This window comes from Azohydromonas australica DSM 1124 (assembly GCF_000430725.1).
In the GTDB taxonomy this organism is placed as follows: domain Bacteria; phylum Pseudomonadota; class Gammaproteobacteria; order Burkholderiales; family Burkholderiaceae_C; genus Azohydromonas; species Azohydromonas australica.
This window is the reverse complement of sequence record NZ_AUMO01000043.1, coordinates 80,093-95,998: the sequence shown is the minus strand read 5'-3', so window position 1 is coordinate 95,998 and position 15,906 is coordinate 80,093. Positions and strand designations below refer to the sequence as shown.

Annotated in this window: 11 protein-coding genes; 4 read left to right on the top strand and 7 right to left on the bottom strand. The window is 71.0% G+C overall.

What is annotated here, in order from left to right; all coding sequences use genetic code 11:
* Position 1: 1 nt before the first annotated feature.
* The 4 genes from H537_RS0107085 to H537_RS41670 form a co-directional block, all read right to left on the bottom strand.
* Positions 2 to 805 (bottom strand): hypothetical protein, encoded by an 804-nt coding sequence (locus tag H537_RS0107085; protein ID WP_028997339.1) that lies wholly within the window; start codon positions 803 to 805, stop codon positions 2 to 4.
* 197 nt (positions 806 to 1,002) lie between these two features.
* Complete coding sequence (locus H537_RS0107080) at positions 1,003 to 1,509, bottom strand: TPM domain-containing protein (protein ID WP_043458345.1); 507 nt, start codon at positions 1,507 to 1,509, stop codon at positions 1,003 to 1,005.
* The gene (locus tag H537_RS0107075) at positions 1,509 to 2,513 is read right to left on the bottom strand and encodes a TPM domain-containing protein (RefSeq protein WP_084150496.1); all 1,005 of its coding nucleotides are present in this window, start codon (positions 2,511 to 2,513) and stop codon (positions 1,509 to 1,511) included. The genes H537_RS0107080 and H537_RS0107075 overlap by 1 nt, the downstream gene beginning before the upstream one ends.
* A gap of 7 nt (positions 2,514 to 2,520) precedes the next feature.
* On the bottom strand, positions 2,521 to 3,183 hold the full coding sequence (locus H537_RS41670; protein ID WP_084150503.1) for a LemA family protein: 663 nt from the start codon (positions 3,181 to 3,183) through the stop codon (positions 2,521 to 2,523).
* 96 nt (positions 3,184 to 3,279) lie between these two features.
* Here H537_RS41670 and hemE point away from each other — a divergent pair, with 96 nt between their 5' ends.
* The 3 genes from hemE (at position 3,280) to H537_RS41665 (ending at position 8,204) form a co-directional block, all read left to right on the top strand.
* Complete coding sequence (hemE, locus tag H537_RS0107065; protein WP_028997336.1) at positions 3,280 to 4,377, top strand: uroporphyrinogen decarboxylase; 1,098 nt, start codon at positions 3,280 to 3,282, stop codon at positions 4,375 to 4,377.
* A 250-nt stretch (positions 4,378 to 4,627) separates the two neighbouring features.
* Positions 4,628 to 6,787, top strand: coding sequence for a primosomal protein N' (locus H537_RS0107060; RefSeq protein ID WP_028997335.1), 2,160 nt, complete (start codon positions 4,628 to 4,630; stop codon positions 6,785 to 6,787).
* A gap of 220 nt (positions 6,788 to 7,007) precedes the next feature.
* Positions 7,008 to 8,204, top strand: a complete 1,197-nt coding sequence (locus H537_RS41665) for an IS4 family transposase (RefSeq protein WP_051242086.1) — start codon at positions 7,008 to 7,010, stop codon at positions 8,202 to 8,204.
* Between the two features lie 247 nt (positions 8,205 to 8,451).
* Here H537_RS41665 and H537_RS56465 read toward each other — a convergent pair whose 3' ends face one another.
* The 3 genes from H537_RS56465 to H537_RS0107045 all read right to left on the bottom strand — a co-directional run bounded on the left by H537_RS56465 (position 8,452) and on the right by H537_RS0107045 (position 13,602).
* On the bottom strand, positions 8,452 to 11,052 hold the full coding sequence (locus H537_RS56465; protein ID WP_028997334.1) for a tetratricopeptide repeat protein: 2,601 nt from the start codon (positions 11,050 to 11,052) through the stop codon (positions 8,452 to 8,454).
* Between the two features lie 1,081 nt (positions 11,053 to 12,133).
* The gene (locus tag H537_RS52430; RefSeq protein ID WP_156901495.1) at positions 12,134 to 12,358 is read right to left on the bottom strand and encodes a hypothetical protein; all 225 of its coding nucleotides are present in this window, start codon (positions 12,356 to 12,358) and stop codon (positions 12,134 to 12,136) included.
* A 302-nt stretch (positions 12,359 to 12,660) separates the two neighbouring features.
* The gene (locus H537_RS0107045; RefSeq protein ID WP_028997333.1) at positions 12,661 to 13,602 is read right to left on the bottom strand and encodes an AEC family transporter; all 942 of its coding nucleotides are present in this window, start codon (positions 13,600 to 13,602) and stop codon (positions 12,661 to 12,663) included.
* A gap of 233 nt (positions 13,603 to 13,835) precedes the next feature.
* On the opposite strand from H537_RS0107045, the gene H537_RS0107040 reads away from it, so the two are divergent.
* Positions 13,836 to 15,884 (top strand): ATP-dependent helicase, encoded by a 2,049-nt coding sequence (locus tag H537_RS0107040; RefSeq protein WP_028997332.1) that lies wholly within the window; start codon positions 13,836 to 13,838, stop codon positions 15,882 to 15,884.
* Positions 15,885 to 15,906: the final 22 nt, after the last annotated feature.

Genomic DNA, 15,906 nt, shown 5'->3' with positions numbered 1-15,906 from the left:
CTCAGGGCGCCGCGGCCACCGGGGCGGCGTCGTAGAAGTCCTCGAAAGGCTCGCCGGCGTTGAGCCCGCCGATCAGCGCCAGCAGCCCGACGGTGCCGTGCGTCTTCAGCCAGGGGCGCACTTCGTGCCCCGCGGCGGTGTAGAGCGGCCGGATCTCCCATTCGCCGCGGGCACGGCGCCCGGCGTTGCCGCCGTCGCCCCACGCCTGGATGGCCGTCTCCCAGCGCCACAGCGAGTCGATGCGGCGCAGCTGTACCGGCGAGGGCACCGGCACGCCGGCCGCCCGCAGTGCCTGCCAGTGCGCTTCCGAAGTCTCGGGCGCCTCGCTCACCGCCACCGCCAGCCCCTCGTCGAACCAGCGTGGCAGGGCCCAGAAGCCGCGCCAGCGCAGGCGCTGGAACAGCTCCGCGTGCGACCACTCGTGGGCGAGGTAATGCCAGCTCAGCCCGCGCGGCGACAGCAGGATGCGGTCGCCATAGACCTTGGCCATGGTGCCGCCGCCGCCGAAGGCCCTGTGGCAGCCCTCGGTGACGCAGGCGTGGACGGCTGGGCGGGACAGCACGCTGCCGAAGACGCCGCGCACGGCAGCCTCGGCCTGCGGCACGGCCTGCATCAGCCGGGCACGGGCCGAGGCATCGGCGCCCGCTTCGACGTACAGGTCCGGCGCGATGCGCTCGAAGCCGAAGCTCTGGGGCGCGAACAGCTTGCCGCCCTGCAGGACGGAGCAGCCCTGGAGCAGGGCCAGCAGGAGGAGGGCGGCGAGGGGGCGAAGGAAAGCGAGATTGGGGAAAGGGCGGGTGTTCACGGAGCCTGGATGACGAAGCCGCACGGCGTTGCGGGCTTGTACCGGTGGGTCAACGGTAGGTTGCGGGTTTTCTTGCCCCAGGCATCTCGCAAGCCGAGCCGGCTTGCACCCAACTTCGTCACTCCCGCCTTCGCGGGAATGACGAGTCAATCAGGACGCCGCCCGTGCTTCGTCCTGCGACGTGGAGTCGTGTCTCTTCACACCCTCCACGGCGCGTCCGGCAGCTCGTTCGGATTCGCCTGCCCCGGCTGCAGCGCGAAGTGCCGCACCAGCAGCGCGTCCACCGCCTCCACCGCCGCCAGCAGCCCGGCCTCGAAGTGCCCGGCGCGGAACTGCGCGCGCATGCCGTCGAGGATGTGGTGCCAGCCCTGCGCGCCCACGTGCCGGTCGATGCCGCGGTCGGCCACGATCTCGATCGCGTGCTCGGCCAGCAGCAGGTAGATCAGCACCCCGTTGTTGGCCTCCGTGTCCCACACGCGCAGCTTGCCGAACATCGCCACCGCGCGCTCCCGCGCACTGGCGCCGCGCCACAGGTAGGACAGCGGCAGCCCCGCTTCCACGCACACGCGGATCTCGCCGCTGTGCCGCGTCTCGCTCTCGCGCACGCGCGCTCCGACGCGCTCCAGCGCCGCGTCACCCAGCGCCTTGTGCGCGTCGGCCTCGTCGAAGAGGCGGTGCTTCAACAACCGCGTCAATCGGCTCATCACCAGTTCCCCGAGGCGCCGCCGCCGCCGAAATCCCCACCGCCGCCGGAGCTGAAGCCGCCTCCACCTCCGCCGCCCCAGCTCCCGCCGCCGCCACCACCCCAGCCGCCGCCGGGGAAGATGATCGGCGGCCCGCCCCAGCCTCCCCGGCCGCCGCGTCCGCGGCGCCCCGAGGAGCCGATGCCCAGCACGCCCACCAGCACCAGCGCCACCACGGCCGCGGCCAGGGCCAGCACCATGCTGCCGCCGAAGAGCCAGGCCAATCCGCCCGTGGCGCCGCCGGTGGCCAGCGCGCCCAGCTTGCGGCCCAGCATGCCGGTCAGGAGCGCCCCGATCACCGGCACGCCGATGAAGAAGAACAGCCCCAGGTCCTGCAGCTGCAGCCCGCGCTCGGCGTCGCGCGGCGAGCCCGAATGCGCGCCGCTCCAGCCGTCGGGCGAGGAGGCCGGCGCCGGCAGCTTCTCCGCGCGCACCAGCCCGGCCAGCTCGTCCACCGCCGCCTGCAGCCCGCCCGCGAAATCGCCGGCGCGGAAGGCGGGCGTGATGGCGCGGTCGATCACGCGCTTGGCCGCCAGGTCGGGGATCGCGCCCTCCAGCGCCTTGGCCACCTCGATGCGCACGCGCCGGTCGTTCTTGGCCACCACCAGCAGCAGCCCGTCGCCCACGGTGCGGCGGCCGATCTTCCACTCGTCGCCCACGCGCTGCGCGTAGGCGGCGATGTCCTCCGGCGCCGTGCTCGGCACCATCAGGATCACCAGCTGCGTGCCGGTCTCGCGCTCCAGCTCGGCCAGCCGCGTCTCCAGCGACTGGCGCTGCCCGGCGCCCAGGGTGCCGGTCTGGTCGATGACGCGGGCGCTGAGGGCGGGCACCGGCAGCACGTCCTGCGCCACGGCCGGCCGCGGCAGCAGCAGCGCGCACAGCAGGGCCAGCAGCGTGATGAACAGCGTCAGCGCCGCCCGCCCCGGGCCCGGCAGGACGGCGGCAGCGTGCGGACGAGGCGCCATGGCCGCCTCAGCGCGAGGCCGGGCTGGCCGGCAGCGAGGGCGCCATCGGCGCCGTGGGCGTGGTCGTCGCGGGCGGCGTGCTGCGCGACGGAGTGCCGAAGTCCACGCTGGGCGGGCGGGAGATCTCGGCCTCGTTCTGCACCGTGAAACTGGCCTTGGGCTTGTAGCCGAACACCATGGCGGTGAGGTTGGTGGGGAAGCTGCGCGCCAGCACGTTGTAGTCGGTCACCGTCTTGATGTAGCGGTTGCGCGCCACGGTGATGCGGTTCTCCGTGCCTTCGAGCTGCACGCGCAGGTCCTGGAAGCCCCGGTTGGCCTTGAGGTCCGGGTAACGCTCGCTCACCACCAGCAGCCGCGACAGCGCGCTGGAGAGCTCGCCCTGCGCCTGCTGGAAGCGCTGCAGCGCTTGCGGGTCGTTCAGCGTCTCGGGCGTGACCTGCACGCTCGTGGCCTTGGCGCGGGCCTCGACGACGCGCGTGAGCGTCTCCTGCTCGAAGTTGGCTTCGCCCTTGACCGTGTTGACGATGTTCGGAATCAGGTCCGCGCGCCGCTGGTACTGGTTGAGCACTTCGGCCCAGGCCGCCTTGGTCTGCTCGTCGAGCTGTTGGAACTGGTTGTAGCCGCAGCCCGAGAGCAGCAGGGCGGCCAGACAGGCCAGGAGCCAGCGCATGCGCATATCCGTTCCTCCGTGATGGGTTTGCCCGGGGATGCTATCCCAGCATGTGGCGCACCCGGACGCAGGATGGCGCGGCGGGATAATCGCGGGATGACCGCACCGCTTGCCAACGACAGCTTCCTGCGCGCCTGCCTGCGCCAGCCCACCGAACACACGCCCGTGTGGCTGATGCGCCAGGCCGGGCGCTACCTGCCGGAGTACTGCGCCACGCGCGCACAGGCGGGCAGCTTCATGGGACTGGCAACGAACCCGGCATTCGCCACCGAAGTGACGCTGCAGCCGCTGGAGCGCTACGCGCTCGACGCCGCGATCCTGTTCTCCGACATCCTCACCGTGCCGGACGCCATGGGCCTCGGCCTGAGCTTCGCCGCCGGCGAGGGCCCGCGCTTCGCGCACCCGGTGCGCGACGAGGCAGCGGTGGCCAAGCTGGAGATTCCGGACATGGCCAAGCTGCAGTACGTCTTCGACGCGGTCAGCTCCATCCGCAAGGCGCTCAACGGCCGCGTGCCGCTGATCGGCTTCTCCGGCAGCCCCTGGACGCTGGCCTGCTACATGGTCGAAGGCGCGGGCAGCGACGACTACCGGCTGGTCAAGTCCATGCTGTATTCGCGCCCGGACCTGATGCACCGCATCCTGTCCCTCAACGCCGACACCGTGGCGGCGTACTTGAACGCGCAGATCGAGGCCGGCGCCCAGGCGGTGATGGTGTTCGACAGCTGGGGCGGCGTGCTCGCCGACGGCGCCTTCCAGCAGTTCAGCCTGGCCTACACCCAGCGCGTGCTGAAGCAGCTCAAGCGCGAGCACGAAGGCCAGCGCATTCCGCACATCGTCTTCACCAAGGGCGGTGGCCTGTGGCTGGAAGACATGCTCGGCGGCGAGGCGGTGCCCGACGTGCTGGGCGTGGACTGGACCGTGAACCTGGCGCAGGCCCGCCGCCGCGTGGACGACCGCGTCGCGCTGCAGGGCAACCTGGACCCGAACATCCTGTTCGCCCCGCCCGAGGCCATCGCGACCGAGGCCAAGCGCGTGCTGGACAGCTTCGGCAACCCTAAGCGAGCCGACGGCGGCTTCGGCGGCCACGTGTTCAACCTGGGCCACGGTATCAGCCAGTACACGCCGCCGGAGCACGTGAAGGTGCTGGTGGACACGGTGCACGAGCACTCGCGCCGCCTGCGCGCGGCAGCCTGAACGCGCGCTGTAGCCGTTTTTTGATTCGCGGGGCTTGACTTGTCCACCAAATCAGCTCTGCGATCTGGGCTCTCCAAAAGCATCATTTCAGATCGGTCGGATAGCACGGAATAGCGTTAAGACGTTGATCTGATTGATGAATTTCCCCGTGTTGCAGATCGCGGCACGGTGAGCCTCCCGGCTGCGCACAGCCTGTGAACCTGCGGCGCGCAGCTTTCCCACAAAGTTATCCACAGCCTGTCTGGAACGCATGACTGAACGGCTGGCCGTGGCCGTCGAGGCGCCGCAGTACAGCGGCCTGGGCGGCCTGCTGGACTACCTGGGCGAACCGCTGCCGCCCGGCAGCCTGGTGCGCGTGCCCTTGGGCCGGCGCGAGGTGCCGGGCCTGGTCTGGGACGCGCCGCCGCCCGACCCCGCAGCGCCCGCGCTGGACGAGTCCGCGCTGCGCCCCGTGGCGCAGGTGCTGCACGCGCTGCCACCGCTGTCCGCCGCTTGGCGGCGGCTGGTGGGCTTCACGGCCGCCTACTACCAGCGCGGTCTGGGCGAGGTCGCGCTGTCGGTGCTGCCGCCGGAGCTGCGCAAGCTCGACGACACCAAGCTGGCGCGGCGCATCGCGCGGCTGCGCAAGGCGGTGGAGCAGGGCGCCGCGGCGGTGGACGACGAGGCCGAGGACGAGGGCGAATCGGCAGAGCCGGCAAATCCGGCAGAGGCGGCGCCTGCTGCGGCGCAAGCAGAAACGGTGAAAACGGCAGTGCCGCCCGGCCACGCCGGCGAGGCGCCGGCGCTGACCGAGGCGCAGCGCGCGGCGGTTGATGCCGTCACCGGCGCGGCCGAAGGCACGTACTTGCTGCATGGCGTCACCGGCAGCGGCAAGACCGAGGTGTACCTGCAGGCCGCTGCGCACACGCTGGCGGCCGGGCGGCAGGCGCTGGTGCTGGTGCCGGAGATCAACCTCACGCCGCAGCTGGAGGCGCGCTTCGCCGAGCGCTTCAAGGGGCGGCGGCTGGTGTCGCTGCACAGCGGCCTCACGCCCGCGCAACGCCTGAAGAACTGGCTGCTGGCGCACCTGGGGCTGGCGGACCTGGTGCTGGGCACGCGGCTGGCGGTGTTCGCCTCGCTGCCGCGGCTGGGCCTGATCGTCGTGGACGAGGAGCACGACCCCTCCTACAAGCAGCAGGAAGGCGCGCGCTACTCCGCGCGCGACCTGGCCGTCTACCGCGCCCGGCTGGAGCACGTGCCGGTGCTGCTGGGCTCGGCCACGCCCTCGCTGGAGAGCTGGCAGCACGCGCTGCAGGGCAAGTACCGGCGGCTGGACTTGGCGCAGCGCATAGGCGGCGGCGCGCTGCCCGAGGTCCGGCTGGTGGACATGAACCTGCTGCCGCGCGCGCACGGCGTGACGGTAGCGCTGTCGCCGCAGCTGGTGGACGCGCTGCGCGAGCGGCTGGCGTTGGGCGAGCAGAGCCTGCTGTTCCTGAACCGCCGGGGCTACGCGCCGGTGCTGCACTGCACCGAGTGCGGCTGGAAGAGCGGTTGCCCGCACTGCAGCGCCTGGCGCGTGTTCCACCGCAGCGACCGCACGCTGCGCTGCCACCACTGCGGCTTCACCGAGCGCGTGCCGCGCGCCTGCCCTCAGTGCGGCAACCAGGACCTGCAGCCGCTGGGCCGGGGCACCGAGCGACTGGAGGAGCAGATCGCGCAGGCGCTGCCCGGGGCGCGGGTGGCGCGCATCGACGCCGACACCACCCGCGCCGCCGGCTCGCTGCAGGCGCGGCTGGCGGAGGTGCATGCCGGCGAGGTGGACGTGCTGGTGGGCACGCAGATGATCGCCAAGGGCCACGACTTCAGGCGCATCACGCTGGTGGCGGCGGTGAACCCGGACAGCGCGCTCTTCGCCAGCGACTTTCGCGCGCCTGAGCGGCTGTTCGCGCTGCTGATGCAGGCGGCGGGCCGCGCCGGCCGCGACGCGCGCCAGGCCGCGCGCAGCCAGATGTGGCTGCAGACCTGGCATCCCACGCATGCCCTCTACGCCGCGCTGCGCCGGCACGATTTCGAGAGCTTCGCCGCCTCGCAGCTGCAGGAGCGCGAGATGGCGGGGCTCCCGCCCTTCACGCACCTGGCGCTGCTGCGCGCGGAGGCGCGCACGCCGGAAGCGGCGGCGGCCTTCCTGGAGGACGCGGCGGCGCACGCCAACGATTTCCCGGAGGCAGCCGAGGTGCTGGTCTACCCAGCGGTGCCGCCGCCGGTGGCGCGCGTGGCGGACATGGAGCGCATGCAGATGCTGCTGGAGTCCCCCTCGCGCGCGGCGCTGCAGCGGCTGCTGGCGCAGTGGCTGCCGGTGCTTCACGGGCTGCGCTCGGTGCACAAGGGAGTGCTGCGCTGGGCGGTGGACGTGGATCCGTTGGGGATTTGAGGCGGCAGGGCGGCTGTCGCGCAACTGCGCTGTGGTCAGGGAAGCGATTCCAGGCAGGACGAAGCACGGGTGGCGGCTCTTCTACTCCGTCATTCCCGCGAAGGCGCACTGCTGTCCGGGGAATTTGTAACGGCTGCTGCCAAGTGGTTGTGGGTATTGGCTGACGGGGACGATGAGTCCCGGAAGCGCGATTCCTGTTGGCACCAGCCAACCCCACAACATGGCCAGCATATGCCTGCTGCAGCGGCTGCTGCAGCCAATCCCGCGTCAGCAGTTCGAAGACTTGGTCAAGCGCTTGGGGGCGCAGCGCTATATCAAGACCTTCACGTGCTGGCGCCATCTGGTGGCGCTGGTATTTGCACAGCTCTCGGGCACGGACGGGTTGCGCCAGCTCGTGGCTGGGTTCCAGGCGCTGAGCCCGACGCAGCGACGCCGCCTGGATGTCAGGGCGCTATGCCGCAGCACGCTGGACGATGCCAACGCGCGACGCCCCGTGCAGTGGCTGGCCGACGTGGCCGCCAGCCTCATGAGCCGTGTGCAGCACAGCCAGCGCCGCACCGCTCAGGACGCGGTCAGGCTGGTGAAGGTGCTGGACTCCAGCCCCTTTTTGCTCAAGGGCCGCTGGTTCGACGTCTGGAGTGCGCGCACGCGCACGGCCCGCACGCAGGGGCTCAAGCTGCACCTGATGCTGCAACTGCACGGCCACAGCCCGTGCTGGCTGAGCTTCACGCACAGCAACGTCAACGACCTCACCGAGGCGGTGCTGCACGTGCGCATCCAGCGCGGGGCCACCTACGTCTTCGACAAGGGCTACTGCGACTACAACTGGTGGCACTGCATCGACACGCAGGGCGCGCGCTTCGTCACGCGCTTTCGCTCCAATGCCGCACTCGTGGTGGAGCACGAGATGGCGGTACCCCAGGACGCCGCGCTTGCAGGCGTGCTGCACGACCAAGCCGTGCGCTTCAAGCACAAGAGCCCTCGCGGCGGGCACCTCAATCTCTACCGAGGCGTGCTGCGGCGCATCTACGTACATCGCCCAGGGCACACGCGCGCCTTGGTGCTGGCCACCAACGACATGCACGCCCCGGCGCAGGAGATCGCGCAGCTCTACAAGGACCGCTGGCAGATCGAGCTGTTCTTCAAGTGGATCAAGCAGCACCTGCGCATCCGCCACTTCCTGGGCTGCAGCGAAAACGCCGTCAAGACGCAAATCCTGGCCGCGCTCGTCACGTACCTGCTGCTGTTGCTGCATCAAGCCGCCCACGGCTTGCAGGAGTCCACGAGCCTGTGGACCCTGCTGGGGCAGCTGCGCGTAAAGCTGCTGGCTCCTGTGCCGGCCCCGGGCAGGCCTCGGCGCAAGCCACCCAAACCTCTTCAAACCCTGCACAGCCATGAGCAGCTCTCGCTGTTTTGACCGTAACGAATTACTCCGGACAGCAGTGCGCGAAGGCGGGAATCCAGGCGGCCCCACGTCAGCGCGAAGCCTGGACACAACGAAGGAAGAGCCAGTCCTCGGCGTTCCGCTCGATCGGCTTGCGGCCGGCTTGGGGGCCGCCTGGACTCCCGCCTGTGCGGGAGTGAAGAAGCAGAGGGCAAACGCCTGAGCGGACGCGCTGCCGCAGGCCACGATTTCCCGGCCCGCCCTGCGCTACCGGCTCGGCTTACCTACCCGCTTCCAGCTCCGCCAGCACCCCCTCGATCTCCTCTTCCGCCCGGCCCAGTTCCCGAAGCAGCCCCGTGTAGTGGCGCCGCACGGTGTCCGCGTGCGGATGCCCGGCGCCCAGCCCGGCGCTGAGCTGGCCCAGCGCGCGGCGCATCAGCGGCTCGGCCTCGTCCAGGCGGCGGACGTGCTGCAGCAGCAGCGCCAGGCTGCCCAGCGGGAGCGCGGCCTCCACCGACGCCGGGCCGGCACCCGTCTCGGCCAGGGCCACGGCCCGCTGCAGCAGGGGCTCGGCCTCGTCCGGGCGCTTCGTGGCCTTCAGCAGCGCGGCCAGGTTGCCCAGGTCGCGCGCCACGGCGGGGTGCTCGGGGCCCAGGCGGGCCTCGTCGATGGCCAGCGCGCGGCGCAGCAGCGGCTCGGCCTCGGCCGCGCGGCCCGCGGCCTTCAGCAACAGCGCCAGGTTGCTCAGGCGCAGCGCGACGCCGGGGTGCTCCTTGCCCAGGCGGCCTTCGTCGATGGCCAGGGCGCGGCGCATGCAAGTTTCGGCCTCGTCCAGGCGCTGCGTGTCCTGCAGCAGCTGCGCCAGGTTGTTGAGGGCGTTCGCCACCCGCAGGTGCTGCCGCCCGAAACCCGCCTCGGCCACGGCCACGGCACGGCGCATCAGCAACTCGGCCTCGGCGTGGCGCGCCTGGGCGTAGAAAAGCATCCCCACCTGGCCCAGCAGCCCGGACGTGGCGCCCGCCATGCCGGCTTCGTCGGCCCAGTGCATGGCGGCCAGCACGTGCGGCGCCAGCAGGTCCAGCAGCGGCCAGCCGCGCGCGTCCATCGGGTCGCCCAGGAAGAAGGCGTCCTCGATCCAGCCCAGCGCCTGCGGCAGGGCGCTGGCGGCCGGCACGCCGCGCCAGCGGCGGTGCCCGGCCGTGCGCGGGAAACGCCGTGCCAGCCAGCGCCACATCCGCGTGACCGCGACGCCCGCCCGCCGCGGCCCCTGCCGCCGCCGCGTCAGCTCCTGCACCAGCCGGTGCACCGTGAAGACGGGCCGGTCACCGTCGTCCACCGCCAGCGAGTACGCCGCCAGCTCCGCCAGCGCGTCCGCGGGATCGCCCTCATCGTCCGCCTTTCCCGGCGGCGCCACGTCCAGCAGCGCCTGCGGCACCGGCGCCGGCGCCAGCCAGGCCAGCCGCTGCAGCAGCCGCCGCGCGGGCGGGCTCAGCAGCTCGAAGGCGGCGTGCCACGCGATCGCCACGGCGGCGGGGCAGTGCGAGCGCCGCGCATCGATCCACGCCTTCGCCTCCTCGCGGTGCCACGCCCATTGCACCAGGTACTGCGCCAGGCTCGACTGCTGCCGCGCGATGCAGGCCCCGGCCAGTTCCAGCGCCAGGGGCAGCTGCTCCAGCTCGGCGGCCAGCGCCGACGCGCTCTCCGCGTCGTCCGGCTGCGCCGGCCGGCCGGCCTGCGTGCGCTGCAGCAGGAATTCCGCCGCCGCCGCCGGGGACAGCCCGTCCACGGGCTGCGCCTGCACTGCCTCGCTCCAGCCCGACGCGTGGCCCGTGACCAGCACGTGCCCGCCGGACAGCCGCGGCAGCAGCGCCTCGACGGCTTCGGCTGCTTCCACCGTGTCCACGCCGTCCAGGATCAGCAGCCACCCGGGCTGGCGCCGCAGCCAGGCCAGCACCGCGGCCAGCCGCCGCTCCTGTGCCGGCTCGTGCCGCTCGGCCAGGTTCAGCGCCGCGGGGCCGCACAGCGCCGCGAGCTGCTGCCACAGCGCCTGCGGGCTGCCGGCGTCCACCAGCAGGAGCACCGGGTGCTCGTCCTGGCGGCTCCAGGCGTACTCCAGCGCCAGCCGCGTCTTGCCCACGCCCACCGGGCCCGACAGCGCCAGCACGGTGGCCGGCACGTCCATGCGCCGGGGCACCGCGCCGAAGCGCCGCGCCAGCGTCTCCATCAGCGTGTCGCGTCCCTTGAACAGCGAGCCCAGGCTGCGGCCGGGCAGCGCGTGCACGCGCCGCAGCCGTCCGGCCTCGACCAGCAGGTCCAGCAGCCCGGCTTTCCACACTTGCCCCGCCAGCCGCTGCGGCGACGCGAAATAGACCTGCGGATGCCGCCCCAGCGCCGCCAGCCGCGCCAGGTGCGCCCGCTGCAGCGCCTGCTGCCGCGGGTGGGCCGCGTCGAGCGAGTCCCGGGGCGCCCCGGACTCCGGCACCGCGACCAGCAGCCGCTTGCCGTGGTAGAGCGCCAGCCAGGCCTCCCACTGCGCGTAGGGCAGCGCCGGGCCGTCCACCGCCAGGAAGGGCTGCAGCGCAGGGAAGCGCTGGTCGAAGTCCGGGTAGCGCACGTGCAGCAGCGCCCCCGAGAACAGCCCCGCCGTGTCCCCGGTCATGTCGCCCACCAGGTGCACCACCAGCGCGCACTGGCGGATGTGATCGTCCAGCAGGTCCAGCAGGTCCAGGAGGTCCAGCGTCCCGGCGTCGCCGGTGCCGACGTCCTGCTGCACTGTCAGGCCAAGGTCGGGGCACGCCAAGCCGTCGCGCAGCGCATCGCGGTAACTCTGGAATTCCGCCGGCACGGCGGACAGGAAGACTCGTAGGTGGGGGCTGGACATGGTTCTCTTCGCAAGCCGCTGATCCAAAGGCTCGCGGTTCGCCGCCCGGTCTTGCCCTGCTCGTTGACGGGGGCGGGAGGGTTCAAGGAATTGGGGAAACGGGAGGAGAGCGTCTGCCCTCAGCCGCCCGTCTTCTCGATTAGACAACGCCCGCGCGACTGCCTTCGGACACGCACCGCAGCAATACGGACCGGATGCGCAAATAGAACGGAGAGCCGGGGCGCCATGAAGCGCGTCGCCATTGCAAGCCCAATTCCACGCCCCGCGCACGCTGTTGCCCGATGCCGGGGCGAGACAGGCCCTCCGCCGCCAGAAAGTTTGGCAACCGGCTGTAGCGGCGTCCGAGGGCCGGTCCACTCGACGGCGAGCCGGTCAGGGCGCTGCCTCATCCCTGTGCATCACCCGCGCCGCCGTGGCGGATCAAGCACTTGGGCCACTGCCCAGCAGCTTGATCACAGAGTTATCCACAGATTTGGTGGAAGAGTGGGAAAAGCGGCGCCGAATCAGCCGCTTGCACGCTTTCCTTCAGGCGGCGCATGAGGCTGGTGTCACAGAACGGCCGCGGCGGCAACGGCTTGACACCAAAACCGCGGCGTGCTGGGCGTTCTCACAGGGCTTGACAAACAGTTTTGTCCCCACTCCGAAATCCGCGAACGGGCCTGCCGCGGGCTGCGCGCAGCGCACCTTCGTGGGGCGGCCAGGTCGTTGTAAACCCTTGATCCACAACATTTATTGAGTTTGAGCACAGGGTGCTTGCGAGTGTTCACCCTCCTGTGATGACAAGCACTTGCAGCACTCTTCTGCAGCTTGCGCACAAAGTTGTCCACAGGTGCCGGACCGCGAAGGCGAATACAAGTGGAGTGGGCGCTCGTTACAGCCGAAGGCGTCATTGGGATGTCGTGAATTCCGGTACCGGACAGAACCACTCGCCGCTGGGAAATATAGGCCTGCCAGCTTGTCCACTGCCTAGATTGCGCTAAGTGCTTGATTCGTCTGCAAAAGGTCTTAACTGATTAAAAAATGGGCAGACTGCTCTGGGGCCATGCCCATCAAGCACTTAAGTCCCTCATCGGAAGCTTGCTCACTGAGTTGTCCACAGTTTCAGTGCACAGCCGCGCGCCTTTGAATAACTGGCCGCGTCGATCGCACCGCCGGCCCGAAAAAGCAGGCCGGACCGGCCCTCCAGCCCATATTCCGAATCTTTCCCGGCATGGCGGCCGATATTCCCGGCACAGGCCTTCTCGGGGTCGCCAGATTTATCCCCAGCGCGGCCCGAAGCGCAATGGGCCTGGATGTCGTGGATCAAGCGCGCGTGCAGCGTCTTGCTGTTGAGCTAAGTGCTTGATTCATATGGGGCGCACAGGTGTGTCCCAGGACCGGTCAAGGGGCGGCTAAGCCCATGGAATCAAGCACTTGGCGCCGCCATCGGCAGCTTGCCCACAAAGTTGTCCACAGATGCGGTGGACAGGTGGGGAAAAGCGCCGTGACTCAAGCACTTGGCGCTTGAAGCTCACGCGCCGGGCACGCCGCGCGGCACGCAGCCCAAAGCCCTTGGGTGGCAAGCGCGCGGGCTCATGCCGGCGGCGGTGGCGCCGGGTTATGTCGGATTTATTTCAGTCCGCTCGTGGCGGCGCCGAAATTCCAGGCCAGGACGGTGAAGCTGAGGAATGCGAGCACCGTGGAAATCATCACGATGCGCGCCACGCGGCCGGCATCGGCGCCGTAGCGGTCCGCCAGCAGCGTGACGTTGCTGGCGCTGGGCAGCGCAGCGGCCAGGGTCAGCGCCACCAGGGCGTGGCGATCAAGGGAAATCCCCAGGGCAATGGCCGCGTTGCCCACGAGCCACAGCAGTGCCGGGTGCAGCAGCAGCTTCAGCGCCACGCTGGGCAGCACGCCCTGCGTGCCGGCATGCGCGGGCGGGGACAGCGCCAGCAGCGCACCGACGGTGAACAGCGCCACGGGGCTGGCGGCGTCGCCCAGCATGCGCACCAGCGTGTCCACCGGGCCGGGCAGCCGCCACTGCAGCGCCGACAGCGCCGCACCCACGGCGATGGCCCAGGGCAGCGGGTTGGTCAGCGGGCGCAGCAGCAGCCGGCGCCAGTCGCTTTTGTCCTGCTGCGCCAGCGCGATGCACAGCGAGGAGGTCAGCGTCAGGTCCACCAGCAGCGAGACGATCACCGGTCCCGCCGCCGCGTCGCCCAGCAGCGCCGCCAGCAGCGGCACGCCGATGAAGCCGGAGTTGGGAAAGCCCGCCACCAGCGCGCCGAAGGCGGCGTCCGGCGCCGGCAGCCGGGCGCCGGCCCAGCGCAGCGCCACCAGCACCACCGCCAGCGTGCAGGCCGCGTACAGCAGCAGCACGGCCGGGTCGAGCAGGTCGCGCACCGGGATGCGCATGCCAAAGCGCAGCAGCATGCAGGGCAGGGCGAAATACAGCACGAAGACGTTGAGCCCCGGCACCGCCGCCGGCGGCAGCCAGCGCCGGTGCGCCGCCACGCCGCCGCACAGGATCAGCGCGAAGAAGGGCAGCGTGATGCCCAGGATCGTTTGCATGGGCGGCGAGTATGGCGGCCGGGTCCGGGCCGGCCGGCCCGGGGCGGGCGCCGCGAACCACGCGGCGGGACGGCGGCGCGCCGCGCCCTACACCATGCCGGCCGATGGCGTGACGCCTGCCTCGGCCGCCGCCGCGGCGGTGTCGGACTTGGGTTCGGCGGCGGCGGGGCGTGGCTATCATGCGCGCCCGCTTTTCCGGTCCCCCGCCGCCGCAGCAGCAGCGCACCTGCCCCATGGCCGACACCCTCAATCCCGCCCAGCTCGAAGCCGTCCACCACCTCACGGGCCCCTGCCTGGTGCTGGCCGGGGCGGGCTCGGGCAAGACGCGGGTGATCACGCACAAGATCGCCCGGCTGCTGCAGCACGGGCTGGAACCCAGGCAGATCGCCGCCATCACCTTCACCAACAAGGCGGCCCAGGAAATGCGCGAGCGCGCCAAGGGCCTGGTGGGCCCGCGCGCGGCCAAGGACCTGGTGGTCAGCACCTTCCACTCCCTGGGCGTGCGCATGCTGCGCGAGGACGGGCAGCGGCTGGGGCTCAAGGCGCAGTTCTCCATCCTGGACGCCGACGACGTGCTGGGCGTGCTGCGCGACGTGGGCGGCAGCACCGACAACAAGACCGCGCGCCAGTGGCAGTGGACCATCAGCCTCTGGAAGAACCAGGGCCTCAACAGCGACCAGGCCGTGGCCGCCGCCACCAATGCCGACGAGCAGCTCGTGGCGCGCGTGATGAAGCTGTACGAGGAGCGGCTGGCGGCCTACCAGGCGGTGGACTTCGACGACCTCATCGGGCTGCCGCTGAAGCTGCTGCTCAAGGACGAGGAAGCGCGGCTGAAGTGGCAGCAGACCTTCCGCCACGTGCTGGTGGACGAGTACCAGGACACCAACTCGGTGCAGTACGAGCTGCTCAAGGCGCTGGTGGACCACCCGGACGACCGGTTGCGCGGCCACTTCACCGCCGTGGGCGACGACGACCAGAGCATCTACGGCTGGCGCGGCGCCACCATCGAGAACCTGCGCCGGCTGCCCGAGGACTTCCAGCAGCTCAAGATCATCCCGCTGGAGCAGAACTACCGCTCCACCGGCGCCATCCTGCGCGCGGCCAACAACGTCATCGCCGCCAACCCCAAGCTGTTCGAGAAGAAGCTCTGGAGCGAGCTGGGCGACGGCGAGCCGGTGCGGCTGCTGGAGTGCGACGGCGAGGAGCACGAGGCCGAGCGCGCCGTGGCCTTCATCCAGAGCACCCGCGCCCAGGGCGGGCCGGAGCTGAAGTTCGCGGACTTCGCCATCCTCTACCGCGCCAACCACCAGGCGCGCGTGTTCGAGCAGAAGCTGCGCGCGGCGCAGATTCCCTACAAGGTCTCCGGCGGCCAGAGCTTCTTCGACCGCGCCGAGATCAAGGACCTGTGCGCCTGGCTGCGGCTGCTGGTCAACCAGGACGACGACCCGGCCTTCCTGCGCGCGGTGACCACGCCCAAGCGCGGCATCGGCCACCAGACGCTGGCCAACCTGGGCGAGTTCGCCGGCAAGTGGAAGCTCTCGATGTTCGAGGCGCTGTTCGCCGAGAGCCTGCCCACGGCGCTCAACCGCAAGGCCATCGACGGGCTGCACGAGTTCGGCCGCTACGTGAACGAGTTCGAGTACCGCGCCCGCCACACCAGCGGCAACGAGGACGCGCGCAAGCTGCTGCTCGAATGGCTGACCGACATCGGCTACGAGAAGCACCTGCACGACGGCGAGGACAGCGAGAAGCTGGCCGCGGCGCGCTGGAACAACGTGATGGACTTCGTGGACTGGGTGGCGCGGCGCTGCGGCGGCGAGATCACGCAGGAGGGCGGCACCTTCGAGAGCGAGAAGAAGACGGTGCTGGAGGTGGCGCAGAGCATCAGCGTGATCATCAGCCTGGCCGAGCGCGGCACCGAGCAGGACGTGGTGACGCTTTCCACGCTGCACGCCTCCAAGGGCCTGGAGTGGCCGCACGTGGTGCTGGCCGGCGTCAACGAGGGCTTGCTGCCCTTCCGCAGCGAGGACGAGGACATGACTCCGGAGCGGCTGCAGGAGGAGCGGCGGCTGATGTACGTGGGCATCACGCGCGCGCGCCGCGTGCTGGCGGTGAGCGTGCTGCGCCGGCGCAAGCGCGGGCGCGAGACGGTGCAGGCGCTGCCCAGCCGCTTCATCGCCGAGATGAAGCTGGGCGAGTCCGTCACCAAGGAAGACCCGCGCGAGCGGCTGAAGAAGCTGCGCGCGCAGCTCGCGGCGAAGACGGCGCAGACGCCGGTGTGAAGCGGCGGCGCCCGCCGCCACG

Coding starts and splice junctions, on each gene's coding strand:
- H537_RS0107045 (WP_028997333.1), bottom strand. CDS start 13,602: ATGCAAACGATCCTGGGCATCACGCTGCCCTTCTTCGCGCTGATCCTG.
- H537_RS41670 (WP_084150503.1), bottom strand. CDS start 3,183: ATGCGCTGGCTCCTGGCCTGTCTGGCCGCCCTGCTGCTCTCGGGCTGC.
- H537_RS0107080 (WP_043458345.1), bottom strand. CDS start 1,509: ATGAGCCGATTGACGCGGTTGTTGAAGCACCGCCTCTTCGACGAGGCC.
- H537_RS0107060 (WP_028997335.1), top strand. CDS start 4,628: ATGACTGAACGGCTGGCCGTGGCCGTCGAGGCGCCGCAGTACAGCGGC.
- H537_RS41665 (WP_051242086.1), top strand. CDS start 7,008: ATGGCCAGCATATGCCTGCTGCAGCGGCTGCTGCAGCCAATCCCGCGT.
- H537_RS0107075 (WP_084150496.1), bottom strand. CDS start 2,513: ATGGCGCCTCGTCCGCACGCTGCCGCCGTCCTGCCGGGCCCGGGGCGG.
- H537_RS0107040 (WP_028997332.1), top strand. CDS start 13,836: ATGGCCGACACCCTCAATCCCGCCCAGCTCGAAGCCGTCCACCACCTC.
- H537_RS56465 (WP_028997334.1), bottom strand. CDS start 11,052: ATGTCCAGCCCCCACCTACGAGTCTTCCTGTCCGCCGTGCCGGCGGAA.
- hemE (WP_028997336.1), top strand. CDS start 3,280: ATGACCGCACCGCTTGCCAACGACAGCTTCCTGCGCGCCTGCCTGCGC.